Source organism: Streptomyces sp. NPDC052079 (assembly GCF_040680275.1).
Classification (GTDB): Bacteria; Actinomycetota; Actinomycetes; order Streptomycetales; family Streptomycetaceae; genus Streptomyces.
This window is the reverse complement of record NZ_JBFAWL010000012.1, coordinates 45,101-68,471: the sequence shown is the minus strand read 5'-3', so window position 1 is coordinate 68,471 and position 23,371 is coordinate 45,101. Positions and strand designations below refer to the sequence as shown.

28 protein-coding genes are annotated in these 23,371 nt (G+C 71.1%); 18 read left to right on the top strand and 10 right to left on the bottom strand.

Translation table 11 applies throughout. The annotated features are described in order from the left end of the window. Positions 1-48: 48 nt before the first annotated feature. On the bottom strand, positions 49-249 hold the full coding sequence (locus tag AB0L56_RS19125; protein WP_365424723.1) for a DUF397 domain-containing protein: 201 nt from the start codon (positions 247-249) through the stop codon (positions 49-51). Continuing rightward, positions 246-1,196, bottom strand: a complete 951-nt coding sequence (locus AB0L56_RS19120) for a helix-turn-helix transcriptional regulator (protein WP_365424721.1) — start codon at positions 1,194-1,196, stop codon at positions 246-248. Before AB0L56_RS19120 ends, AB0L56_RS19125 begins: the two co-directional genes overlap by 4 nt. A 153-nt stretch (positions 1,197-1,349) precedes the next feature. Here AB0L56_RS19120 and AB0L56_RS19115 point away from each other — a divergent pair, with 153 nt between their 5' ends. The 4 genes from AB0L56_RS19115 (at position 1,350) to AB0L56_RS19100 (ending at position 3,270) form a co-directional block, all read left to right on the top strand. After that, positions 1,350-1,856 carry an ATP-binding protein gene (locus AB0L56_RS19115; RefSeq protein ID WP_365424838.1) on the top strand — a complete coding sequence of 169 codons (507 nt, stop codon included), beginning with the start codon at positions 1,350-1,352 and terminating at the stop codon, positions 1,854-1,856. An 83-nt stretch (positions 1,857-1,939) separates the two neighbouring features. Beyond that, positions 1,940-2,197: a hypothetical protein gene (locus tag AB0L56_RS19110; protein ID WP_361026105.1), complete on the top strand. Its 258-nt coding sequence runs from the start codon at positions 1,940-1,942 to the stop codon at positions 2,195-2,197. Continuing rightward, positions 2,194-2,574, top strand: a complete 381-nt coding sequence (locus tag AB0L56_RS19105; RefSeq protein ID WP_361026108.1) for a hypothetical protein — start codon at positions 2,194-2,196, stop codon at positions 2,572-2,574. Before AB0L56_RS19110 ends, AB0L56_RS19105 begins: the two co-directional genes overlap by 4 nt. A 288-nt stretch (positions 2,575-2,862) precedes the next feature. Beyond that, positions 2,863-3,270: a hypothetical protein gene (locus AB0L56_RS19100; RefSeq protein WP_365424718.1), complete on the top strand. Its 408-nt coding sequence runs from the start codon at positions 2,863-2,865 to the stop codon at positions 3,268-3,270. A 93-nt stretch (positions 3,271-3,363) separates the two neighbouring features. Here AB0L56_RS19100 and AB0L56_RS19095 read toward each other — a convergent pair whose 3' ends face one another. After that, positions 3,364-4,164, bottom strand: a complete 801-nt coding sequence (locus AB0L56_RS19095) for a VOC family protein (RefSeq protein ID WP_365424716.1) — start codon at positions 4,162-4,164, stop codon at positions 3,364-3,366. A gap of 207 nt (positions 4,165-4,371) precedes the next feature. Between AB0L56_RS19095 and AB0L56_RS19090 the strand changes: the two genes are divergently transcribed. Beyond that, positions 4,372-5,223, top strand: coding sequence for a sulfurtransferase (locus AB0L56_RS19090; RefSeq protein ID WP_365424714.1), 852 nt, complete (start codon positions 4,372-4,374; stop codon positions 5,221-5,223). 784 nt (positions 5,224-6,007) lie between these two features. Here AB0L56_RS19090 and sepH read toward each other — a convergent pair. The 3 genes from sepH to AB0L56_RS19075 all read right to left on the bottom strand — a co-directional run bounded on the left by sepH (position 6,008) and on the right by AB0L56_RS19075 (position 9,878). Then, positions 6,008-7,045, bottom strand: coding sequence for a septation protein SepH (sepH, locus tag AB0L56_RS19085; protein WP_361026126.1), 1,038 nt, complete (start codon positions 7,043-7,045; stop codon positions 6,008-6,010). Between the two features lie 315 nt (positions 7,046-7,360). Next, entirely contained in the window at positions 7,361-8,680 is a 1,320-nt protein-coding gene (locus tag AB0L56_RS19080) for a D-arabinono-1,4-lactone oxidase (protein WP_365424712.1), read from the bottom strand. Continuing rightward, entirely contained in the window at positions 8,640-9,878 is a 1,239-nt protein-coding gene (locus tag AB0L56_RS19075; RefSeq protein ID WP_361026132.1) for an MFS transporter, read from the bottom strand. Before AB0L56_RS19075 ends, AB0L56_RS19080 begins: the two co-directional genes overlap by 41 nt. A 148-nt stretch (positions 9,879-10,026) precedes the next feature. Between AB0L56_RS19075 and AB0L56_RS19070 the strand changes: the two genes are divergently transcribed. Continuing rightward, a complete protein-coding gene (locus tag AB0L56_RS19070) occupies positions 10,027-11,154 on the top strand; it encodes a ferrochelatase (RefSeq protein ID WP_365424709.1) in 1,128 nt (375 codons plus the stop codon). Positions 11,155-11,162: 8 nt separating this feature from the next. Next, positions 11,163-11,987, top strand: a complete 825-nt coding sequence (locus AB0L56_RS19065) for an inositol monophosphatase family protein (RefSeq protein WP_361026138.1) — start codon at positions 11,163-11,165, stop codon at positions 11,985-11,987. Between the two features lie 76 nt (positions 11,988-12,063). On the opposite strand, the gene AB0L56_RS19060 is transcribed toward AB0L56_RS19065, so the two are convergent. Continuing rightward, positions 12,064-12,237 (bottom strand): hypothetical protein, encoded by a 174-nt coding sequence (locus AB0L56_RS19060; protein WP_361026141.1) that lies wholly within the window; start codon positions 12,235-12,237, stop codon positions 12,064-12,066. A gap of 439 nt (positions 12,238-12,676) precedes the next feature. Here AB0L56_RS19060 and AB0L56_RS19055 point away from each other — a divergent pair, with 439 nt between their 5' ends. From AB0L56_RS19055 to AB0L56_RS19040, 4 genes are all read left to right on the top strand, one after another. Continuing rightward, entirely contained in the window at positions 12,677-13,330 is a 654-nt protein-coding gene (locus AB0L56_RS19055; protein WP_007387794.1) for a response regulator transcription factor, read from the top strand. A gap of 5 nt (positions 13,331-13,335) precedes the next feature. Beyond that, positions 13,336-14,577, top strand: coding sequence for a HAMP domain-containing sensor histidine kinase (locus AB0L56_RS19050; protein WP_365424706.1), 1,242 nt, complete (start codon positions 13,336-13,338; stop codon positions 14,575-14,577). A gap of 393 nt (positions 14,578-14,970) precedes the next feature. Continuing rightward, positions 14,971-15,267, top strand: a complete 297-nt coding sequence (locus AB0L56_RS19045; RefSeq protein ID WP_003993510.1) for a DUF4193 domain-containing protein — start codon at positions 14,971-14,973, stop codon at positions 15,265-15,267. A 13-nt stretch (positions 15,268-15,280) separates the two neighbouring features. Beyond that, complete coding sequence (locus AB0L56_RS19040) at positions 15,281-16,189, top strand: hypothetical protein (protein WP_365424704.1); 909 nt, start codon at positions 15,281-15,283, stop codon at positions 16,187-16,189. 326 nt (positions 16,190-16,515) lie between these two features. On the opposite strand, the gene AB0L56_RS19035 is transcribed toward AB0L56_RS19040, so the two are convergent. Continuing rightward, positions 16,516-17,004: a DUF3093 domain-containing protein gene (locus tag AB0L56_RS19035; protein WP_365424702.1), complete on the bottom strand. Its 489-nt coding sequence runs from the start codon at positions 17,002-17,004 to the stop codon at positions 16,516-16,518. A 58-nt stretch (positions 17,005-17,062) separates the two neighbouring features. Between AB0L56_RS19035 and AB0L56_RS19030 the strand changes: the two genes are divergently transcribed. From AB0L56_RS19030 to AB0L56_RS19000, 7 genes are all read left to right on the top strand, one after another. Next, the gene (locus AB0L56_RS19030; protein ID WP_365424700.1) at positions 17,063-17,647 is read left to right on the top strand and encodes a PaaI family thioesterase; all 585 of its coding nucleotides are present in this window, start codon (positions 17,063-17,065) and stop codon (positions 17,645-17,647) included. Further along, positions 17,644-18,210, top strand: coding sequence for a dUTP diphosphatase (gene dut, locus AB0L56_RS19025; RefSeq protein WP_365424698.1), 567 nt, complete (start codon positions 17,644-17,646; stop codon positions 18,208-18,210). The genes AB0L56_RS19030 and dut overlap by 4 nt, the downstream gene beginning before the upstream one ends. A gap of 1 nt (position 18,211) precedes the next feature. Further along, positions 18,212-18,970, top strand: a complete 759-nt coding sequence (locus AB0L56_RS19020) for a DUF3710 domain-containing protein (protein WP_365424696.1) — start codon at positions 18,212-18,214, stop codon at positions 18,968-18,970. 129 nt (positions 18,971-19,099) lie between these two features. After that, positions 19,100-19,792 carry an ABC transporter ATP-binding protein gene (locus AB0L56_RS19015; protein WP_365424694.1) on the top strand — a complete coding sequence of 231 codons (693 nt, stop codon included), beginning with the start codon at positions 19,100-19,102 and terminating at the stop codon, positions 19,790-19,792. 122 nt (positions 19,793-19,914) lie between these two features. Continuing rightward, the gene (locus tag AB0L56_RS19010; RefSeq protein ID WP_361026165.1) at positions 19,915-20,595 is read left to right on the top strand and encodes a response regulator; all 681 of its coding nucleotides are present in this window, start codon (positions 19,915-19,917) and stop codon (positions 20,593-20,595) included. Positions 20,596-20,695: 100 nt separating this feature from the next. Beyond that, a complete protein-coding gene (locus tag AB0L56_RS19005; RefSeq protein ID WP_361026168.1) occupies positions 20,696-21,094 on the top strand; it encodes an OB-fold nucleic acid binding domain-containing protein in 399 nt (132 codons plus the stop codon). Positions 21,095-21,097: 3 nt separating this feature from the next. After that, positions 21,098-21,805 carry a DUF3159 domain-containing protein gene (locus AB0L56_RS19000; protein WP_361026171.1) on the top strand — a complete coding sequence of 236 codons (708 nt, stop codon included), beginning with the start codon at positions 21,098-21,100 and terminating at the stop codon, positions 21,803-21,805. Positions 21,806-22,018: 213 nt separating this feature from the next. Here the strand turns inward: AB0L56_RS19000 and AB0L56_RS18995 are convergent, their stop codons facing one another. Next, positions 22,019-22,687 (bottom strand): TrkA family potassium uptake protein, encoded by a 669-nt coding sequence (locus AB0L56_RS18995; protein WP_361026174.1) that lies wholly within the window; start codon positions 22,685-22,687, stop codon positions 22,019-22,021. Then, positions 22,687-23,358 (bottom strand): TrkA family potassium uptake protein, encoded by a 672-nt coding sequence (locus AB0L56_RS18990; RefSeq protein ID WP_361026177.1) that lies wholly within the window; start codon positions 23,356-23,358, stop codon positions 22,687-22,689. Before AB0L56_RS18990 ends, AB0L56_RS18995 begins: the two co-directional genes overlap by 1 nt. Positions 23,359-23,371 lie beyond the last annotated feature (13 nt).

The following is a 23,371-nucleotide window of genomic DNA, read 5'->3' as shown; positions in this document are numbered from 1 at the left end:
TCGTGAGCCCGGATGCGTCAGCTGCGGTCCAAGTCAGGCACGCCGTTCCTACGAGGCCAGCCCGACGAAACCCGCCCACGCCTCACGCGACACCGTGAGCATGGGGCCAGTGGTGGCCTTGGAGTCCCGGACGTGCACAACCGCTGTACCGGGCGCGACCTCCACACAATCACCGCCCTCGGTTCCGCTGTAGCTGCTCTTGAACCAAGCGAGATCGGAGGCGACGGTCGAGGACTCAGCGTTGTTCATAGCGATGCCAGCAACCCTTCGATGAGCTCCAGTGACTCTCGCGGACTGAGAGCCTGTGATCGGATAATCCCATAGCGGGCGGCGGCCAGAACCCCTTGCTCTGGGTCAGTCTGTAGAGAGCCGACTCCTTGTGCCTCGGCGTACACGAACTTCTTGCCGTCCTTCCGAGTGACAACGGTGAACGGTCCGTTCACGCCAGCATTGTCCTCGCGGTCGACCGGCATGATCTGGATCTCGACGTTGCGCCTCTGTCCCATCAGCAACAGATGCTCCAACTGCCCTCGCAGCACGGTCTTGCCTCCGTAAGGCCGCCGCAGGATTGCCTCGTCAAGCACGAAGCTCAGTAGCGGGGCAGGCCGGCGATCGAAGATGTCCCGTCGGGCCAACCGCGCCGTCACTCGCTGCTCGATGGTCTCCTCGTCCAGGGGAGGTCGCCTCATGGCGAGCAGCGCCCTCATGTACTCCTCTGTCTGAAGCAGCCCTTTGACCACCAGGGTGTCGTAGGCGACCAGCTCAACGGCCTCCTTCTCCAACACCGCCATCCCCTGAAAGAACACCGGATACTGAGCCCGCTCCACCTGCTCCTTCCACAGGCACAGCAACCCACCCGCCCCCAGCACCTCATCCGCCCGCTCGATCGTCCGGGGCGTCGGAATCCTCCGCCCCTGCTCGAACGACGCGATGGTGGACGCCGAGTACCCGAGCCGCCGCCCGAACTCCTCGCGCTCCAGCCCCTCCCGCACCCGCAGCGTCTTCATGGTCTGCCCGAACGCGACCACGACACCCCGCCCGGACTCGTCCTCCGGTCGCCGCCCGGCCCCGCCGTCGTTCTCCCACCCGTCCCCGAGACTCACGACCGCCGCTCCCGCGCCGCCGTTGGCCTCGCCGTGCTCACGCTCCCCGGGAGCCACCTCGGCCCCGGCCTCCGCACCCGTGCGCTCCGCCATGTCCACCACCGCCTTCTCTCGCTCAACGCCCCCACAAGGGGCGCCGTCACGGCGCGCAGCTCCGACACGCGCGTACAACACGGGTACAGGCGCCCCCTGTCGCTGCGTCACCACTGGTCACGCTACGCGACCGACGGGACGGTGAGGGGCGTGATGACGAAACCCATCAATTCCACCGACACCACCCAACCCGCCACGTCCTGCGCTCCCTTGAAGGCGTCCTCACCACCAGGTCCCGCCTTCGAGATGCGCTTCACCTCCACATCACGCGGAGCCCGTCTCGCCCGCCGCCTCGCGGCCGTCCGCCTGGACGGGTGGGGCATCCCGTACGGCACCGACCCGCACGACGCGATCGTGCTGATCGTCGCCGAGCTCACCGCGAACGCCGTGAGCCACGGTCACGTCCCCGGCCGGGACTTCCACCTCCGCCTCCAGGCAACCCCCGACGGCCGCACCGTACGCGTCGAGGTCACCGACACCCGCACCGAACGCCACCCCCGCCGCCCGGCCCTCCCGGAGAGCGCCGCCGGCATCGAGGAGAACGGCCGCGGACTGCTCCTCGTATCGCAGCTCGCGACCCGCTGGGACTGGCACCCGCGTCCGGACGGCCCGGGCAAGACCGTCTGGGCGGAGTGCGCACTTTCGTCACGGGTCTGGTGACGGTGTCGTTCGCCGCAGATGGAGCTGCCTGGACGGGTGCGTACCCGTACCCGTACCCTCGGACGGTGACTGAGGAGGTCTGTATGCCTGACGCCAACATCCGTATCCCTGCTGAAGCCCGCGACCGGCTCGCTCGGATAGCGTCCTCCGAAGGCATGTCACTTCGGGGCTACTTGTCCCACCTCGCGGAGACCCTGCTCACGCCCGAGGAACGAGCCGCCCGCGCCGACCAGGCTCGCGCCGCCCTGCGGGCATGGAACGGTTATGACCCGAGTGCGAGCGAACAGGCCGAACTCGACGCAGAACTGGACCGACGGCTCCGTGAGGCGGGAGCCAGGTGACCGAAGCTGTGCACATCGTCCTGGACGAGACGGCGATGGTGGCGGCGGGCCAAGGCAATGTGCTCGCCTCGCGCCTGATCCACCGTGCGCATTCCGAGGCGGGCTGGTTCCTTTACGCCCCCGTATGCGCGCTGGTGGAAGCCGATCGCGTACGGCCTGGAACGGCGGAGCACCTCGCCGCGCTTCCCGGCATCGCGTTGCTGGACCTGGATCTGCCTGCCGCGCTTGCCGTGGCTCGCGAGACGTCCTGGGCTCCCGCCCACACCCGATACGCGGCCGAGCCGACGGCGGAGCGGCCGAACGGAGCCGTGATCGCCACGACAGTGCCTGACGTGTGGAAAGGACAGCCTGTACGAGTGATCGACCTCAACGGCTGAGCCGTTCCGGCGAGACGCGGCGGCGTTCTGTCCGTCCTGCCTCATCGCCCGAACTCGCCTGACTGAGGGGCCGATAACAGGGGTTATCGGTTCCTCAGCCATGACTGCTCCCATCCCACTCCTACGGTTCGGCACGTCGACAGGCACCCGGCGCCGGCCAGTCGCCGCCCCGGCACCCGTCGGTGCTCGACCCTTCCACGTCAGTACGGGAACCACGGGAGACACCCATGGACGACGCGACGGATCAGACTTCGCCGACCGGATCCGCAAGCCGAAGGGGAACGCCTGATGCCCGCCACCCCCACCGCCGCCGCCGTACTGCTCGCAACCGCCGACGACCTCCTCACCGACAGCCCGGACGGCGACGGCCCGCTGACCCCGGCGGGCCGCGACCGCGGCGCGGCCTACGCCCTGCGCATCGCCCTGGAAGCAGCCGTCGACGCGGCCCTCACGGCCGAGGAAGCCGGACTCGGCGGACTCCGCAGCATGCGCGCGAAACTGCTCTGCCTGCACCACTACGCCGGCCCCGCCAGGGCCCGCCGCGCCCACGCCCTCTGGAACCGCCTCAGCGCGGCCTGCAAGTACCACCACGACGAACTCGGCCCCACCCACACCCAGGTACGCACCTGGCACGCGGCCGTCGACAGTCTCGTCGCGGAACTCTGCGGGCCTGCCGTGAACATCAGGTCCCCGTAACAGAGGGGCACGGAACTGCTGCTTCTATGAGGTCCTTAGCGCCGGCTGGACGTCCCACACCGAGCGGCTCCTGGAAGTCGCCGGAAGCAAACGTCACTGCGCGGGCTGCAGTAACGCGAACCGCGCGTCTTCAGGATCGGCGACCATGGCGACGCGGCCGTGGTCGCTGTTGTGGGGCGGGGCGAGGACCTGGCCGCCCAGGTCACGGACCCGGTCCACCGCGTCGTCGACGTCGGTGACGACGAAGTACGTCGTCCAGTGCGGGCCGCGGTCTCGGGGCAGGGCGTTGCCCAGGCCGCGGACGGCGGCGACGGGGCGGCCGGCCAGGTGGAGGGTGACGTGGTCGGCGGCGGGGGAGTCCGTGTGCTCCTCGTGGCCGAAGACGGTCTCGTAGAACTTGGCCACATGGGCCGCATCGTAGGTGGTCAGCTCGTTCCAGGCGGGAGCGCCGGGCACGCCGGTGACCGCGGGGCCGGTGCGCGCGGACGCCTGCCGGATCCCGAAGACGGCGCCGCTGGGGTCGGAGCCGATCGCCAGGCGTCCGGCGTCGGCGGCGTCCAGGGGGCCCACCCCGATCGTGCCACCGCACGAACGCACCGCGTCGGCCGTCAGGTCCACGTCGTCCGAGGCGAAGTACGGCGTCCACGCGACGGGCAGTTGACGGTCCGGGGGCAGTACACCGATGCCGGCCACCGGGCGGCCGTCGAGCAAGGCGCGCACGTAGGGCCCCAGTTGCCGGGGGCCGGGACGGAACTCCCAGCCGAACAGCGCCCCGTAGAACTCCTCGGTGGCCTCCAGTCCGTGCACCATCAGGCTCACCCAGCAGGGTGTGCCGGGTGTGTGCCCAGCGGGCGCCTCGCCGTTCGGGCGGGCGTACCCCCGTGCGTCGGTCATCGTCACTCTCTTCTCGGCCGCGTGCTCGCGGGCCGTGGTCATCTCGCCCCTGCGGTTGTCGTGTCCCGTCCACTCGGCGGATCGTTCCCGCGCCGATGCCGACACCGTATGTGCCCGGTCCCGTACCCCTCGTGACCGTTCCTGCCCGGCCGAGCAGAGTAGCCGCACCTCGACGACTCGGCCACCCCGTGCGCGAGGATGGTGACCATGAACGACATCATCTCCGCATCCGAACTCGCGAGCGAGCTGGCGGGCGCGCATCCGCCGGTACTGCTCGACGTCCGCTGGCAACTCAGCCTCGCCACGGCGACCGGTGAACCGCCGTTCGACGGTCGGGCCGCGTACGAGGCCGGGCATCTCCCCGGTGCCGTCTTCGTCGACCTCGACGAGGAGTTGGCGTCCGCGGCGGGCGGGCGGGGCCGTCATCCGCTGCCGGACCTCGCGGTGTTCGGCGCGGCGATGCGGCGGGCGGGCGTGTCGTCCGCGACGCCGGTCGTCGTCTACGACGGCGGGCTGGGCTGGGGCGCCGCCCGCGCGTGGTGGCTGCTGCGCTGGACGGGTCATCCGGACGTGCGGGTCCTCGACGGCGGGCTGCCGTCCTGGGAGGGCCCGTTGGAGACCGCGGTGCCGCGGCCGGCCGAGGGGGACTTCGTGCCGGTGCCGGCGGAGACCGGGCTGCTCGACGCCGACGGCGCGGCGGCGCTGGCGCGTTCAGGGGTGCTGCTGGACGCCCGCGCGGGGGAGCGGTACCGGGGCGAGGTGGAGCCGATCGACCGGGTCGGCGGGCACATTCCGGGCGCCGTCTCGGCGCCCACCACGGAGAACGTCGGCCCCGACGGCCGTTTCCTGCCGGCCGGGGAACTGAGCGCCCGCTTCAAGGACCTGGGCGTGTCGGGGGGTTCGCCGGTCGGCGTGTACTGCGGCTCGGGCGTCTCCGCAGCCCACGAGGTCCTGGCCCTGGCGGTCGCGGGCATCCCCGCGGCGCTGTACGTCGGTTCCTGGTCGGAGTGGTCCTCGGACCCGGAGCGACCGGTGGCGGTGGGCCCGGACCCGCAGTAGCCGGGACCGGATCGGCTCGGGCACGCCCACCGGGTCGTCTCCGTGTCCGGGTTCGTCTGCCGGGTTGTGCCGGTGCTCGGGTTCGTCTGCTGGCGCGTCCCGTGGCCGGGTTCGTCTGCCGGGTTGTGCCGGTGGTCGGGTCCGTCCGGTGGGTCGTGCCGGTGGTCGGGTTCGTCTGGCCGGTCGTGCCGGTGACCGAGTCCGTCCGGTGGGTCGTGCCCGTGGCCGGGTTCGTCTGCCGGGTTGTGCCGGTGGTCGGGTCCGTCCGGCGGGGCGTGCCGGTGACCGGGTTCGTCCGGCGGGTCGTGCCCGTGACCGGGTTCGTCCGCCGGGCCTCCCCGTGACCGGGTTCGTCCGCCGGGCCTCCCCGTGACCGGGTTCGTCCGCCGGGCCTCCCCGTGACCGGGTACGCCTGCCGGGCCTCCCCGTCACGGGGTACCCCGCCGAGGCGTCCCCGTGGCGGTGGGCCGGTTGCGGAGGTTTTCGGTTGACGGGCGGGGCCGTGCGGGGTCGCCCGCCCGAATCCGGATTCTCCGTCACCTCTCGGCTTCGCCGGAGCATGCGGCATCCCGCACCGTCGTAGGGCTCCGGGCGAGTCGTTCCTGGCGGGCCCGCGTACGGCGACGGCACGCGCCCGGCGCCTACGGCAAGCCCGCCCGAGGGCGGACGGGGGCGGGGCTCCGGTCGCACGTATGACGAGGCGCCCGTCGCTCGGCGTCGGGGGCGCCTCCCCGGACATCCGTCCGCCCGTCAACCGGCCACCCGCGCGGACCGCCCGATCGGCTTACTCCTGCTTCTTTCTCCGCGTCCCGAACACGATCTCGTCCCAGCTGGGTACCGCCGCACGCCGGCCGGGACGGACGCCGTCCGCCTCGGCCTGGCGGTCGGTCGAGCCGATGAGACGGTCCCGGTGGCTGCCGACGGAGCGCGGCATGAGGACATCCGCGTAGGCGGAACCGGCCGAGGCCGCGGGCGCCGGGGGCTCCTCCGCCTCGGGCTCGGACTCCGGTTCCTCGGCGGCGGGTTCGGGCGCGCGCTCCGGCACGACCAGGTCGCCCCGGAAGCTCGGCACCGCCTCCAGCAGGCTGGTGAGCGAGTCCCGTTCACCCGAGGCCGTGGCCGTCAGGGACTCTTCCTCGGGCTCGGATGCCTGCGCGGGCAGGCTCGGCCGCTCACGGTCGCCTGGACGGTCGCGCGGCAGCCGCGCGATGCGCGGCACGAACGGGAAGCTGGGCTCGGGCGCGGCCAGGTCGTCGGACTCGCCGATCAGCGAGCGCGCCTCGTCGTCGACGGCCTGGACGAGCCGCCGGGGCGGGTCGTACGTCCAGCTCGCCGAGTGCGGTTCGCCCGCGACGCGGTAGACCAGAAGTACTTCCCAGGTGCCGTCGTCGCGGCGCCAGGAGTCCCACTGGACGGTGTCCTTCTCCGCGCCGCGCAGCAGCAACCGCTCCTGAACGGCCTCGCCGAGCGGGGGGCCGGAGTTCTCGCCGGGCCGGCGCACCGGGGTCTTGCGGGCGCGTTCGGCCATGAAGGCGCGCTCGGCGAGGACCGGGCCCTCGAAGCGGCGCACGCGGTCCACCGGGATGCCGGCCATCTGGGCGACCTCTTCCGCGGTCGCACCGGCTCGTATACGCGCCTGGATGTCGCGGGGGCGGAGATGGCTCTCCACCTCGATCTCGATCTGGCCGAGGCGGGGACGGTCGCCGCGCACGGCGGCGCGGAGCCGTTCGTCGATCGGAAGCGTGTACTCCGTGCTGTCCGCAGCCTTCAGCACCAGCCGTGTGCCGTCATTCGAGACGGCCACGACACGCAGTTCGGGCATGGGGACCTCCCGGGTGGTGCCTGCCGACGTCACGTGCGTCGCTGCTTCCGCTAGTCGAGTGTGGCCTGCCCGGGTGCAGCCTGCCACAACCTTGCCGAGTTGCCCGGCGTGTCGGGCGCGGGCCCTGGATCGCCGTTATGACACGGTTACCTATTCGCAACGCTAAGTGACCAACTGCGTCACCCTGTGCAACTAGCCCCCCTCCCGGCGGTCCTCGAAGGTCCCGGGCACCCTGGTGGGAGACCGGACCCAGGGCTCGCCACAGTACTCCATTCGGACCACCTGCGTGGATGGGCGCGCCGCTCAAGGCATCCTCTATGCCCCCAGGACCCTCCGCAAGTAGTCATTACGGAACCGGCGTTCCGGATCGAGCCGGTCGCGGAGCGCGGTGAACTCCCCGAAGCGCGGATACACCCGGGAGAAGTACCCGGCGTCACGCGTGTGGATCTTCCCCCAGTGGGGCCGCCCCTCATGGGCGGTGAAGATGCGCTCGGCCGCGGTGAAATACCCCTGATAGGGAGTGCCCTTGAACATGTGGACGGCGATGTAGGCGGTGTCGCGGCCGGATGCCGTGGACAGCGTGATGTCGTCGGCCGGCGCGGTGCGCACCTCGACCGGGAAGCTCACCCGCAGCGGCGATCGGTCGACCATCGCCTTCAGTTCCCGCAGCGTCTCCACGAGCGCCACGCGCGGGACGGCGTACTCCATCTCCACGAACCGCACCCGGCGCGGCGAGGTGAACACCTTGTAGGGAATGTCGGTGTAGCTCCGCGCGGAGAGCGCCCTGCTGGAGATCCGGGCGATGGCGGGGATGGCGGCGGGCGCCGCGCGGCCGACCCAGTTGGCCACCTGGAACACCCCGTTGGAGAGGAACTCGTCGTCGACCCAGCCCCTGAGCGGGTGTACGGGCCGCTCCGGGCCCGCGCTGCGGTTGTTGCGCTTGGTGTTGGTGTTGCCGGTGTGCGGAAACCAGTAGAACTCGAAGTGTTCGTTCTCCGCGTGAAGTTGGTCGAATTCGGCGCAGACGCGGTCGAACGGCATCGGTTCCTCGCGGGCCGTGAGCAGGAAGACCGGCTCCACGGCGAACGTGACCGCGGTGATGATGCCGAGCGCGCCGAGACCGATGCGGGCGGCCGCGAAGACGTCCGGGTTCTCCTTGTCCGAGCAGGTGAGCACCGCGCCGTCGGCGGTGACCAGCTCCAGTCCCCGGATCTGGGCGGCGACGGAGGCGGAGTCGCGGCCCGTGCCGTGGGTGCCGGTACTGATGGCCCCCGAGACCGTCTGCTCCATGATGTCGCCCATGTTGGCCAGCGACAGACCCTCCCGCGCGAGGGCCACGTTGAGTCTCTTGAGCGGCGTGCCGGCCTCGACCGTGACCGTGCCCGCCGCACGGTCGATATCACGTATGCCCGTCAACAGTTGAGGGCGGATCAACAGGCCGTCGGTGGCGGCTATCGAGGTGAAGGAGTGCCCGGTGCCGACCGCCTTCACCGGCAGACCGTCCTCGGCGGCCCGGCGCACGGCGGCGGCCAGCTCGTCGACGGAGGCGGGCGCGACCTCCCGCGCGGGGCGGACGGCGACGGTCCCTCCCCAGTTACGCCATATGCCGTTCCCCGCGCTCGCTGAGCTGCCCAACGGAGCCTCCCCCACCCGGTGCCGGCCGCTTGAGCCGGCGGTACCCGAGGAAACCGACCGCGACCGCGACGGCCCCGGACGCCGCCGGAACCCCGTACCCTGCGCGCGCGCCGGCCGCGTCGATCACCCAGCCGGCCACGGAGGAGCCGACCGCGACCCCGACCGCGAGCCCGGTGCTCACCCAGGTCATGCCCTCCGTGAGCTGCGCGCGTGGTACGTGCTGTTCGATGAGGGACATCGTCGTGATCATCGTCGGAGCGATGGACAGACCCGCAACGAACAGCGCCACGGCCAGAAACGGCAAGTTCCCGACCAGTAGGAGTGGGATCATACTCACGGCCATGGCGCACACGCCCAGCAGCCAACGGCGTTCCGGCGCCCCTGCGAAACGCAGCAGCCCGAACACGGCGCCCGCCACGCACGAGCCGAGCGCGTACACGGCGAGCACCCCACTGGCCGCCGCCTTGTGCCCCTGCTCCTCGGCGAAGGCCACGGTGACCACGTCCACGGCACCGAAGATCGCGCCCGTCGCCACGAACGTCCCCACCAGCACCTGGAGGCCCACGGAACGCAGCGCCGTGCCGCCGCCCTTGTCCTGGCGCGGGTGCGGAACGGGCTCGGTGGCCCGCTGCGAGGTCAGCCAGAAGACCCCGGCCGCCAGGAAGCACGCCGCGAGCAGCGGGCCGGCCTCCGGGAACCAGGCCGTGGACAGCCCGATGGAGACGATCGGCCCGAAGATGAAGCAGATCTCGTCCACCACGGACTCGAAGGAGTACGCGGTGTGCAGCTGCGGCGTGCCCCGGTACAGGGCGGCCCACCGGGCCCGGATCATCGCGCCGAGGCTCGGCACGCAGCCGATGCCGGCACACGCGGCGAACAGCACCCACTCCGGCCACCCGTAGTGCGCGGCGAACAGCAGCACCGCCGCCGCGCCGAGCGACAACAGCGTCGCCGGGCGCAGCACCCGCCGCTGCCCGAACTGGTCCACCAGACGTGAGACCTGCGGACCCGCCACCGCCGCCGAGAGCGCGATCGTGGCCGCCAGGGCGCCGGCCAGTCCGTACCGTCCGGTCAGTTCGGAGATCATCGTCACCACGCCGATGCCCATCATGGACAGCGGCATCCGGCCGAGGAACCCCGCGGCGGAGAAGGCCTTGCTGCCGGGCGCGGCGAACAGGGCGCGATAGGGGCTGGGCACGGGGTCTCCGAAGGTGTCAGTAAGGTGCGACCGCAGTCGATACAGCTTACGGCCGGTGGTCACTCCCACGCACCGGCTTTACCGGGGCACGGGTGGGGGCACCCCCCGCCGTGTCCCGGCCGCCGGTGCCGAGTGGCAGGATCGAGACATGCCAGACGTGCTCGACGCCAGTCCCTATGACGCTTTGCTGCTGCTCTCCTTCGGCGGCCCCGAGGGCCCGGACGACGTGGTCCCGTTCCTGGAGAACGTGACCCGCGGGCGAGGCATCCCCAAGGAACGCCTCAAGGAGGTCGGGCAGCACTACTTCCGCTTCGGCGGGGTCAGCCCCATCAACGACCAGAACCGCGCCCTGCTGGACGCGCTGCGCAAGGACTTCGCCGAGCACGGTCTGGACCTGCCGGTCTACTGGGGCAACCGCAACTGGGCGCCCTACCTCACCGACACCCTGCGCGAGATGGTCCAGGACGGCCGCCGCCGCATCCTGGTCCTCACCACCAGTGCCTACGCCTCGTACTCCGGCTGCCGCCAGTACCGCGAGAACCTCGCCGACGCCCTCGCCGCCCTGGAGGCGGAGGGCCTGGAGCTGCCGAAGGTCGACAAGCTGCGGCACTACTTCAACCACCCCGGCTTCGTCGAGCCCATGATCGAGGGCGTGATCCGCTCCCTCGCCGACCTCCCCGAGGACGTCCGGGACGGCGCGCACATCGCCTTCTGCACCCACTCCATTCCGACCACCGCCGCGGACACCTCCGGCCCCGTCGAGGACCACGGCGACGGCGGGGCGTATGTCGCCCAGCACCTGGACGTGGCGCGGGTGATCGCCGACGCCGTGCGGGAGCGCACCGGCGTCGACCACCCGTGGCAGCTCGTCTACCAGTCCCGCTCGGGCGCCCCGCACATCCCGTGGCTGGAGCCCGACATCTGCGACCACCTCGAGGAGCGGCACGCCGCCGGCGTCCCGGCCGTGGTGATGGCCCCCATCGGCTTCGTCTCCGACCACATGGAGGTCCTCTACGACCTCGACACCGAGGCCACGGCCAAGGCGGAGGAGCTGGGACTGCCAGTGCGCCGCTCGGCGACCGTCGGCGACGACCCCCGCTTCGCCGCCGCCGTCCGTGAGCTGATCCTGGAGCGCGCGGCGACCGAACGCGGGCAGGACGTCGCCCGGTGCGCCCTGGGCGCGCTCGGCCCGAGCCACGACGTCTGCCCCGTCGGCTGCTGCCCCGCCCGCACCCCGCGTCCCGCCGCGGCGGGCGCCGACAGCCCCTACGCATGAGGAGCCCCGTGACCGACCCCCTGCACGCGGAACTGCTGGAACTGGCCCGGGAAGCCGCCCGCCGCGCGGGCGAGCTGCTGCGGGACGGCCGCCCGGCCGACCTGGCGGTCGCCGCGACCAAGTCCAGCCCGGTCGACGTCGTCACCGCGATGGACCTGGCGGCGGAGAAGCTGATCACCACGATGATCGCCGAGCGCCGCCCGGACGACGGCTTCCTCGGCGAGGAGGGCGCCGCCACCGAGGGCAGCAGCGGCATCCGCTGGGTGATCGACCCGCTCGACGGCACGGTGAACTACCTGTACGACCTGCCCACCTGGGCCGTCTCCATCGCGGCGGAACAGGACGGCGAGACCGTCGTCGGGGTGGTGGCCGCCCCCATGCGCGGCGAGACCTACTACGCCGTGCGCGGCGGCGGGGCCCGGGCCACCGGTGCCTGGGACGGCGAGCGCGAGCTGAGCTTCCGCCCCTCACCGCCCCTGGACCAGGCCCTGGTCTCCACCGGCTTCAACTACGTCAGAGAGGTCCGCGCCCACCAGGCGGACGTCGTACGGCAGCTGATCCCGCTCGTGCGGGACATCCGGCGCGGCGGCTCGGCCGCCATCGACCTGTGCGACGTCGCCGCGGGCCGCCTCGACGGCTATTACGAGCGCGGACTGCACCCCTGGGACCTCGCCGCCGGGGACCTGATCGCCCGGGAGGCGGGAGCGCTGACCGGCGGCCGCCCGGGAGACGCCCCCTCGCGTGCTCTGACCGTCGCCGCCAGTCCCGGCGTCTTCGGGCCCCTCCAGCGGCTCCTGGAGGACCTGGGAGCCTGGCACGACGGGACGCCCTGACCCCGGCCGCCCGCTGTCGCGACAAGGAAACGGGCCCCGGCGCTGGATTCGCCGGGGCCCGCTCACGTGCGGCTGATCAGACGCTGTGGAAGCCGACCTCCACGCCATGCTCGGCGGCGAGGCGGCGCAGGTCGTCGAGTTCGCCCTGTTCCACGTCGACGAGGAAGTCGTCGCCCTCGTCGCGGGCCCGCGACAGATCGGACTCGGTCGCCTTTATGCGCTGCAGAAGTCCTGCGGTGAATGCGTCCATGCTGCGCCCCCTCGTCCTGGGTCGGTGGGTCGGTGGCACGGGGATGTGCCGTTCGGAAGGGACGATCACGTCCGAAGCGGATGCCCTGCGCCACTCGGCCGGGCGGCGACGGTGCCGGACATCCATGCCCGCTCTGCGGAAGCGGACTGCATCGCACCGCATGGTGGCGCGGTACATGCAGAGCGTGATCGCGGGATGTAAAACCCGTCCTCCCCAAGCTGCCTTCCGCGGAAACCTCGCTGCGCCAGAAAATCTCGTAGTTCCCGCCCCGTTCGCCCGGAGGTTCCCGCGTTCCGGCCCCTCCGCCACCGTTCGCCCACTCGCCTTACTGCCGACTTATGGCCGAAAAGGGCAGGATGGAGGCAACACACCCACCACACCCCTGCCCGCGTACGCCCTTCGGCGCTGCGCGGGCGGGACATGAGGAAGGACAAGCGACGTGCGCGTACTCGTCGTCGAGGACGAGCAGCTGCTCGCCGATGCGGTGGCCACCGGGCTGCGCCGGGAGGCCATGGCCGTCGACGTCGTGTACGACGGTGCGGCCGCCCTGGAGCGCATCGGCGTCAACGACTACGACGTGGTCGTCCTCGACCGCGACCTCCCGCTCGTGCATGGCGACGACGTCTGCCGCAGGATCGTCGAGCTCGGCATGCCCACGCGCGTGCTGATGCTCACGGCGTCCGGCGACGTCAGCGACCGGGTCGAGGGCCTGGAGATCGGCGCCGACGACTACCTGCCCAAGCCCTTCGCGTTCAGCGAGCTCATCGCGCGCGTGCGCGCCCTCGGGCGCCGAACCAGCGTGCCGCTGCCGCCCGTCCTGGAGCGCGCCGGGATCAAGCTCGACCCCAACCGCCGCGAGGTGTTCCGCGACGGCAAGGAGGTCCAGCTGGCGCCGAAGGAGTTCGCCGTACTGGAGGTGCTCATGCGCAGTGAGGGGGCCGTCGTCTCCGCGGAGCAGCTGCTGGAGAAGGCGTGGGACGAGAACACGGACCCGTTCACCAATGTGGTCCGGGTGACCGTGATGACCCTGCGCCGCAAGCTGGGCGAGCCGCCGGTCATCGTGACCGTGCCCGGCTCGGGTTACCGGATCTGATCCCCATGGCCGCCACCCCCACACCGGCGTCCCCGCAGGCCCCGCCGAAGCCCACCTGGGACCCCCGCAGGCCGGTACCGCCCTTTCCCTGGCTGCGCCCGACCATCCGGATACGGCTGACCCTGCTCTACGGCGGCATGTTCCTGATCGCCGGGATAATGCTGCTGTCGATCATCTACCTGCTCGCCGCGAACGCGCTCAACGTGGGCAGCGACCTGCCGTTCCGGATCCTCTCGGGAGAGGTGTCCAGCGACGTCTGCAACCTGCGCAGTTCGCCGCTGCCCGCGGACGACCTCAACCGGGCGCTCAACGAATGCGTCAACGAGCAGCGGCAGCACGCCCTGGACGATCTGCTCAGCCGCTCGCTGCTCGCCCTGCTCGGTCTCGCGATCATCGCCTTCGCCTTCGGCTATGCCATGGCCGGGCGGGTCCTGTCGCCGCTGGGCCGGATCACCCGCACCGCCCGCGCGGTGGCCGGCTCGGACCTGTCCCGCCGGATCGAGCTGGACGGCCCCGACGACGAGCTGAAGGAGCTGGCCGACACCTTCGACGACATGCTGGAGCGGCTCGAGCGGGCGTTCACGGCCCAGCAGCGGTTCGTGGGCAACGCCTCGCACGAGCTGCGCACGCCGCTGGCGATCAACCGCACACTTCTGGAAGTCCATCTCTCCGACGCGAACGCGCCGGTGGAGCTCCAGCAGCTCGGCAAGACGCTGCTGTCCACCAACGAGCGCAGCGAACAGCTCGTCGAGGGCCTGCTGCTGCTCGCCCGCAGCGACAACCAGATCGTCGAGCGCAAGCCCGTCGACCTCGCAGAGGTGGCCGGTCAGGCGATCGACCAGGTACGCGCCGAGGCCGAGACCAAGGGTGTGGTGCTCCGCGGCAACCGCGAACCCGCGGTCGTCCAGGGCAACGGTGTGCTGCTGGAGCGCATCGCCCTGAACCTGGTGCAGAACGCGGTGCGCTACAACGTGCCGGAGGACGGCTGGGTAGAAGTCACCACCGAGGTCCAGCACGGCCAGGCGGTCCTCGTGGTGTCCAACACCGGTCCGGTCGTACCGGCGTACGAGATCGACAACCTCTTCGAGCCGTTCCGCCGGCTGCGCAGCGAGCGCACGGGCAGCGACAAGGGTGTCGGACTCGGTCTGTCCATCGCGCGGTCGGTCGCCCGGGCGCACGGCGGGCACATCTACGCACAGCCGCGCGAAGGGGGAGGGCTCGTGATGCGCGTCACCCTTCCGATCTGACATCATGCCCCCGACACGACGGGGTGTTCACTTTGAGCGGAATTTCCGGGGCGCACCACCGGCGTCCCCGTGTGGGATCGATCACAAGAGCGATTTCTCGGCCATCCACTCTCCGTGATCATGGTTGCCGTCGGAAGGTCGGGAAAGTCCCAGTTTTCAGGGACCCTGATCACGGGAAGTACACGGTGAGGCGCCTTTGATGCGCGGCATCGGGACCGTGTACGGTCCCCATCGCCATCCAAGCCGATCACTCATGAGGAGTCCGGTTGGGTGTCGATTGAGTAACAGACCTTGATGTGAGGCAAAATCTCCGCCTCAGGTCGGGCACAAGTCCGGCCTCTCACGCGTTACGTGCGCTGGAGACACCGCATACACCCAGAGGGGGAGAGCGATATGGCAACCGACTACGACACTCCACGCAAGACCGATGACGACGTCGACTCGGACAGCCTGGAAGAGCTGAAGGCCCGGCGGAACGACAAGTCGGCCTCGGCCGTGGACGTCGACGAGTTCGAGGCCGCCGAGGGCCTCGAGCTGCCCGGAGCGGACCTCTCGAACGAGGAGCTGGCCGTCCGGGTCCTGCCCAAGCAGCAGGACGAGTTCACCTGCATGAGCTGCTTCCTGGTGCACCACCGCAGCCAGCTGGCCCGCGAGAAGAACGGCCAGCCGATCTGCCGCGACTGCGACTGAGGCGGGGTCGGCCGTGACTGGCTCGACCCCTCCGCGGAAGCGCCGCTTCTTCACGAGAGGAGCGGACCAAGGGCCCGACACGGGCCCGCAGCACGACACGCGTGACCAAGAGCGAGGCTCAACCGGCACCGGGGCGGCCTCGCTCGAAGCGGCACCCGGCCGGGGTGACCTCCCGGCGTCCCTGGAGGTCACCGCGCCCGTGGCGCACCGGCGCGCCGCCGTCCTCCGGGACAAGGCCCGGGAAGGCGCCCGTAAGGGCGGTGCACGTGCCAGAGCGGGACTGTGGCATCTCGCCGACCGGATCATCGAGATCGCCCCGCGTGTGCCCGTCAGAGACCTTCAGACGCTGCGGCGGCAGTTCCCCGGGCTCGGGCCCGAGCAGCTCGCGGACGCGCTCGTGGCGGGCGCGGCGAAGGCCACGGCGACGGTGGGGGCCGGGGTCGGTGCCGCGGCGATGATGCCCGTGCCGCCCGCTATGCCGGCGGAGCTGACTGCCGAGATCACCGGTGTCGCCGCGATCGAACTCAAGCTGATCGCCGAACTCCACGAGGTGTACGGCGTACGGCCGCCGGGTGGGCTTGTCCAGCGCAGCACCGTGTACCTGAACTCCTGGTCGGAGGAGCGGGGGGTCGAGGCGACGAAGCCGTCTACGGTGAGTGCGGCCTTGAACAGCCGGATGAAGCGGGAACTGCGTCAGCGGATCATGAAGCGTACGGTCCGTAATCTGCCGAATCTGATGCCGTTCCTGGTCGGGGCCGCCGTGGGTGCGGTGATGAACCGCCGGGATACGAGAAAGCTTGCGGCGCGGATTCGGAATGACCTGCGGAGGATTCAGGTGCCGTGGGAGGCGCTGCAGGATCTGCCGGCGTTGGAGCGGCCGGGGAACGTCCTGCCCGAGGACGCGCTGAAGGAACTTGGCTAGGCGTCCTGAACGCCGTTTCTCTCGCCCCCGCCGCCCCTTCCCGTCCCGTCCCCGGGGGCTGCGCCCCCGAACCCCCCTTCCGGCCCTGAACGGGCCTCGTCCTCAAACGCCGGACGGGCTGACATCACACCCCCCGGGGGGGCGCGGGGAACTGCGCGACGGTGGTTGAACGCCGGGTGGGTTACCGATTGGCGCGGGAGCAGCTCCCCTCAGGGGCGCGGGGAACTGCGCGACGGTGGTTGGACGCCGGTCACGTCACCGACTGGGGTGGGAGTGGCACCCTCAGGGGTGCGGGGAACTGCGCGGCGTTGCTGGACGTCGGTGCGTCAGTGGGCGGGGTTGGAGGGGGTCTCGGTGTTGTTCTGCCGCGCCGCGTGTAGTGCCTGGGCCAGGCGTTCCGGGGTGCGGGTCGACAGGAAGACGTAGGGAGTCGGGTCCTCGGGGTCGGTGACGTCCACGCGCAGCGCGCCGGGAATGTACGCCCGCAGCAGCATGAAGCAGCGCGGGTCCGCCTTGTGACCGCGCCAGGCCCGCGCCCCCTCCGCATCCAGCACCTCCGCCTCACCCAGCGCCGACACCGGAATCCTCGCCTCCCCCGCGATCAGATGCCCGCCCACGACCCGGATCCGCACCGAGCCGTACGAACTGGCCACGACCGCCGCGGCAGCGGTACCCCCGGCCAGCCCGCCGAGCGTCGGCAGCGTGCCGAACGGGAGCAGGATCAGGGCCAGCGAGACCCCCACCAGGAAGCACATCAGCCACCAGGAACGGGGCGCGGTGAGGCGTTCTTCGTACGGGGTGGCGGAGAGCGGCATGAAGCCAAGCTTGGCACGGTGACGGGAGCGCACACGCGCGCGGGTAAGGTCTGCGCCTGTGAGTGGTACTTCCCCAGCTCTTCAGCCCCCTGCCGACGCCGTGAAACCGGTGCGCCATCCGGACGCGCCCGCACCCGGCGAGCTCCTCGGCTCCCACTACGGCCAGTGCTTCGGCTGCGGCGACGAACAGCCCCACGGACTGCACCTCCAAGCCCGCGCCGGCGAAGGCGTGTCGATCACCGCCGAGTTCACCGTGCAGGCCGCCCACCAGGGCGCCCCGGGACTCGCGCACGGCGGGGTGCTCGCCACCGCCCTGGACGAGACGCTCGGCTCCCTGAACTGGCTGCTGCGCACCATCGCCGTGACCGGCCGACTGGAGACGGACTTCGTCCGGCCCGTGCCGGTGGGCACCGTGCTGCACCTGGAGGCCGAGGTGACGGCAGTGGCGGGACGGAAGATCTACTGCACCGCCACCGGACGCATCGGCGGCCCCGAGGGACCCGTCGCGGTCCGTGCGGACGCCGTGTTCATCGAGGTGAAGGTCGACCACTTCATCGACCACGGCCGCGAGGAGGAGATCCGGGCCGCCATGAGCGACCCCGACCAGGTCCGGCGCGCGCGTGCCTTCGAGGTGAACCCGTGAGCGCGCCCCGCCCCGGCGCGCTCGAGGTGCTGATCAGGCGTGTCGACCCCGACGTACCGCTTCCGGCGTACGAGCATCCGGGCGACGCGGGGGCCGATCTGCGGACCACCGAGGCCTGCGAACTGGCTCCCGGCGAACGGGCCGTACTGCCCACCGGGGTGTCTGTGGCGCTCCCCGAGGGGTACGCGGCCTTCGTGCATCCGCGATCCGGTCTGGCGGCCCGCTGCGGTGTGGCCCTGGTGAATGCCCCGGGGACGGTTGATGCCGGGTACCGTGGGGAAATCAAGGTGATCGTGGTGAATCTCGATCCGCGCGAGACCGTGCGGTTCGAGCGCTTCGACCGGATTGCCCAACTGGTCGTCCAGCAGGTCGAGAGGGTCCGCTTCGTGTCGGTCGCGGAGCTTCCCCCCTCGGTCCGGGCCGAGGGGGGCTTCGGGTCCACCGGCGGCCATGCCGCGATGGAAGAAGAAGGTAAGAGCGGCACAAGCGTTCAGGCCGCCGTAGGCGGTACAGCGGGTGGGAATCGATACGCTTCGGTCGTATCCGACCGGGAAGGACAGTGACGTGTTCGGACGTCGCAAGAAGAAGGATGCCGCCGACGGTGCGGCCGGCGAGGCCGAGCAGGTCGTCGACGGTGTCGACACTGAGGCGGACGGCGAGGAGGCCGAGCGGCTGAGGCTCGAGCCGGCGCCGCGGCCCGACGGACCCTGGGACAGTTCCGAGGTCCGTGCGCCCGGCGAGGGCCGGGTCGACCTGGGCGGGCTGTTCGTGCCCGGAGTCGACGGCATGGAGCTGCGGGTGGAGGTCGCGGGCGACGCGATCGTCGCGGCCACCGTCGTGCTGCAGGACAGCGCCATCCAGTTGCAGGCCTTCGCCGCTCCCAAGCGCGAGGGCATCTGGAGCGAGGTGCGCGAGGAGATCGCGACCGGCATCACCCAGCAGGGCGGCATCATCGACGAGGTCGAGGGCCCGCTGGGCTGGGAGCTGCGCGCCCAGGTGCCGGTGCAGCTGCCGGACGGAACCGGCGGCTTCCAGGTCGTGCGGTTCGTCGGTGTGGACGGCCCCCGCTGGTTCCTGCGCGGGGTGATCTCGGGTCAGGGCGCGGTGCAGCCGCAGGCCGCCGGGCTCCTCGAGCAGATCTTCCGGGACACGGTCGTGGTGCGCGGCGAGGGCCCCATGGCGCCGCGCGACCCCATCGTCCTCAAGCTGCCGAACGACGCCCAGATGGTGCCCGAGAACGTTCAGCAGGAGGAGGGCGGCTCCCGCTTCGCCGGCGGCATGGGCCAGCTCCAGCGCGGACCGGAGATCACCGAGGTGCGCTGAGTCTTCGGCGCCTCGAGCTCACAGGGCCGTGTCCCCCAGGGACGCGGCCCTTTCTCGTGCGCGGACCGTTGATCGGCCGGCTGCCGGACGGGGATACTGGCGCCCGGGTTCACGGGGGAGGGCAGCCATATGAGTCAGGTGATCACCGACGCCATGGTGCGCGTCGAGGACGTGCACAAGTCGTACGGCAGTGGGGCCGCCGCGGTCCACGCGCTGCGCGGCGTCTCCTTCGAGGTCCCGCGCGGCGAACTGGTCGCCCTCAAGGGACGCTCGGGATCGGGCAAGACCACGCTGCTGAACATCGTCGGCGGACTCGACACCCCCGACCGGGGACGGGTCCACGTCGACGGGAGCGATCTCGCCGGGCTCGACGAGAACGGGCTGCTCGCCCTGCGCCGGGACCACGTCGGCTTCGTCTTCCAGTCCTTCGGCCTCATCCCGATCCTCACCGCCGCCGAGAACGTCGGCGTACCGCTGCGGCTGCGCCGGGCCGACCCGCGCGAGCGCGAGGAGCGCGTCGAACTGCTGCTCTCCCTGGTCGGGCTCGCCGACCATGCGGCACAGCGGCCCGGCGAGCTGTCCGGTGGCCAGCACCAGCGGGTCGCCATCGCCCGCGCCCTCGCCAACAGCCCCTCCCTCCTCATCGCCGACGAGCCGACCGGCCAGCTCGACGCCGAGACCGGGCACGCCGTCATGGAGCTGCTGCGCGCGGTCGTCCACAGCGAGCACGTCACCGCGCTCGTCGCCACGCACGACGCCACGCTCCTCGACCTGGCCGACCGCGTGCTGGAGCTGAGCGACGGCGAGATCGTCGAGCACTGACCCCTGGCCGGGGGGAACGTATCGTTGAATCCTTCCAGCGGCATGGTGGCGCCCCCGCGCGGGGCCGGTGCCGCGGCAGCCACGAAAGCCGTGGGACCTGCAGAACCCGAAAGGCAGTCCTCATGACCCGTGTGCTGGTGGTCGACGACGATCCGGCCATCGTGCGCGCCCTCGTGATCAACCTCAAGGCCCGCTCGTACGAGGTCGACTCCGCCCACACCGGTGCGGGGGCCCTGCGTACGGCCGCCGAGCACCATCCCGACGTGGTCGTCCTCGACCTGGGCCTGCCCGACATGGACGGCGTCGAGGTGATCAGGGCACTGCGCGGCTGGTCCCGGGTGCCCATCCTGGTGCTGTCCGCGCGGCACGCCTCCGACGAGAAGGTGCAGGCGCTGGACGCCGGCGCCGACGACTACGTCACCAAGCCCTTCGGCATGGACGAACTGCTGGCCCGGCTGCGGGCCGCCGTACGCCGCGCGGAGCCCGCCGGGGACGGGGGCGATGCGGTGGTCGAGACCGACGAGTTCACCGTCGACCTGGCCGCCAAGAAGGTCAACCGGGGTGGCAAGGACGTACGGCTGACACCCACCGAATGGCATCTGCTGGAGGTGCTGGTGCGGGCCGGCGGCCGTCTGGTGGCGCAGAAGCAGTTGCTGCGGGAGGTGTGGGGGCCGTCCTACGGGACGGAGACCAACTACCTGCGCGTGTACATGGCGCAGCTGCGGCGGAAACTGGAGGCGGATCCGTCCCATCCCAGGCACCTCATCACCGAGCCCGGCATGGGGTACCGCTTCGAGAAGTGAAGCTGGGAAGCGCCGTCTGCGATGGCGCCCGGGTGCGGCCGGTTCGGACCACGGGCGCAGGGGGTACGGAACCGTCGGTGGCCCCCGGTACGCTTCAGATATGAGTGCTGTTTCTCGTTCCGAGAAGCCGGCAGGCCGGTTCCGGCGCATGCTCGACCGGCTCTCCTCGTCCCAGGAGGACCTGGAGTCCGAGGAGCTGCGTGAGGACGCCGAGACCGCCGGCTGTACGCGGATAGGCGACTGTCAGGACCGGCAGATCGTGACGGTTACTGGTACCTTGCGCACGGTCACGCTGCGGCCGCGCGCGGGAGTCCCGGCCCTCGAGGCCGAGCTGTTCGACGGCTCCGCCGCGCTGGACGTGGTGTGGCTCGGCCGGCGCTCCATCCTGGGGATCGAGCCGGGGCGCAAACTGATCGCATCGGGCCGGATCTCCATGAGCCGGGGCCGCCGGGTGCTGTTCAATCCCAAATACGAACTGAGACCCCTCGGAGGGGAGTAGCCGGTGACGTCGCTCGACAAGCCGACAACCGAAGACACATCCGCGGATGACGCCCGGGCGGTGACGGAGGCCGCCCTGTTCGAGGCGTTCGGCGGGGTGCGGGGCATGGTCGAGACGGTGCTGCCCGGGCTCCTCTTCGTCAGCATCTACACGGTCAACAAGAACCTGCACATGTCGGCGATCGCGGCGCTCGCCGTGGCGCTGGTGATGGTCGTGGTCCGGCTGGCCCGGAAGGACACCGTCAAGCACGCCTTCAGTGGTGTCTTCGGGGTCGCCTTCGGTGTGGTCTTCGCGATGATGACCGGCAACGCCAAGGACTTCTACCTGCCGGGCATGCTCTACACGCTGGGCCTGGCCCTGGCGTACATCGTGACGGCGATGGCGGGGGTCCCGCTGATCGGTCTGATGCTCGGCCCCGTCTTCAAGGAGAACCTCTCCTGGCGCACCCGTAACCCCGGCCGGAAGAAGGCGTACACCAAGGCCAGCTGGGCCTGGGGACTCATCCTGCTCGGCAAGAGCGCGATCCTCTTTCCGCTGTACTGGTGGGCGGACACGACGCAGCTGGGCTGGGTCCTGGTGGCGCTGAAGATCCCGCCGTTCCTGCTCGCCGTGTATCTGACCTGGGTCTTCCTGGCGAAGGCGCCGCCGCCGATCGATGTGTTCGCGGAGATGGAGGCGGAGGAGGAACGCAAGGCTGCCGCCTCCGAGTAGGCGCGCCTTGCTCTCTGGGGGCCGCCGCCCCCAGGCCCCCGCTTCGGCCCTGAACGGGCCTCGTCCTCAAAGGCCGGACGGGCTGAGATGGGGCGCCCGGAGTTGTGCGGGCGCCCCATGATTTCCTTTCGGCCCTGAACGGGCCTCGTCCTCAGACGCCGGACGGGCTGAGATGGGGCGCCCGGAGTTTTCGGGCGTCCCCTTTTCTCATTTTCACAGCTCCTTGCGGACCGACAGCAGATCCTCCAGTTGTTCCTCGCGAGCCTGGGCGGCCACGAAGAGGAGTTCGTCGCCCGGCTCCAGGGAATCCTCCCGCGTCGGCGTCAGCACGCGTGTGCCTCGGATGATGGTGACCAGGGAGGTGTCCTGCGGCCACTCGACGTCCCCGACCTGGGTGCCGGCCAGCGCCGACTCCTCGGGCAGGGTCAGCTCCACCAGGTTGGCGTCACCGTGGCTGAAGCGCAGCAGCCGGACCAGGTCGCCGACGCTGACCGCCTCCTCCACCAGGGCCGACATCAGACGCGGCGTGGAGACGGCGACGTCCACGCCCCAGGACTCGTTGAACAGCCACTCGTTCTTCGGGTTGTTCACCCGGGCGACGACCCGCGGAACGCCGTACTCGGTCTTGGCGAGCAGCGAGACGACGAGGTTGACCTTGTCGTCGCCGGTCGCGGCGATGACGACGTTGCAGCGCTGGAGCGCGGCCTCGTCCAGGGACGTGATCTCGCAGGCGTCGGCCAGCAGCCACTCCGCCTGCGGTACGCGCTCCACCGAGATGGCGGTCGGCGCCTTGTCGATCAGCAGGATCTCGTGGCCGTTCTCCAGCAGTTCGCCCGCGATCGAGCGGCCCACCGCACCGGCTCCGGCAATGGCGACCCTCATCAGTGACCGCCCTCCTCTTCGGGCCCCTTGGCGAACGCCGCCTCGACCCGGTCGATCTCATCCGTGCGCATCATCACATGCACCAGGTCGCCCTCCTGCAGCACCGTCTGCGAGGTGGGCAGAATCGCCTCGCCGAGCCGGGTCAGGAAGGCCACGCGCACACCCGTCTCGTCCTGCAGCCGGCTGATCCGGTGGCCCACCCAGGCCGGGGAGGTGTGCACCTCGGCCAGCTGGACCCCGCCGGTGGGGTCGCGCCACAGCGGCTCGGCGCCCGAGGGGAGCAGCCGGCGCAGCATCTGGTCGGCCGTCCAGCGGACCGTCGCCACCGTGGGGATGCCGAGGCGCTGGTAGACCTCCGCGCGGCGTGGGTCGTAGATGCGGGCGGCCACGTTCTCGATGCCGAACATCTCCCGGGCCACCCGCGCGGCGATGATGTTGGAGTTGTCGCCGCTGGACACGGCGGCGAAGGCACCCGCCTCCTCGATGCCCGCCTCACGCAGGGTGTCCTGGTCGAAGCCGACCCCGGTAACCCGGCGGCCGCCGAACGAGGAGCCCAGCCGGCGGAAGGCGGTCGGGTCCTGATCGACCACGGCTACCGTGTGCCCCTGCTCCTCCAGGGCCTGGGCCAGGGCGGAACCCACCCTTCCGCAGCCCATGATGACAATGTGCATCGCCTCACACCGC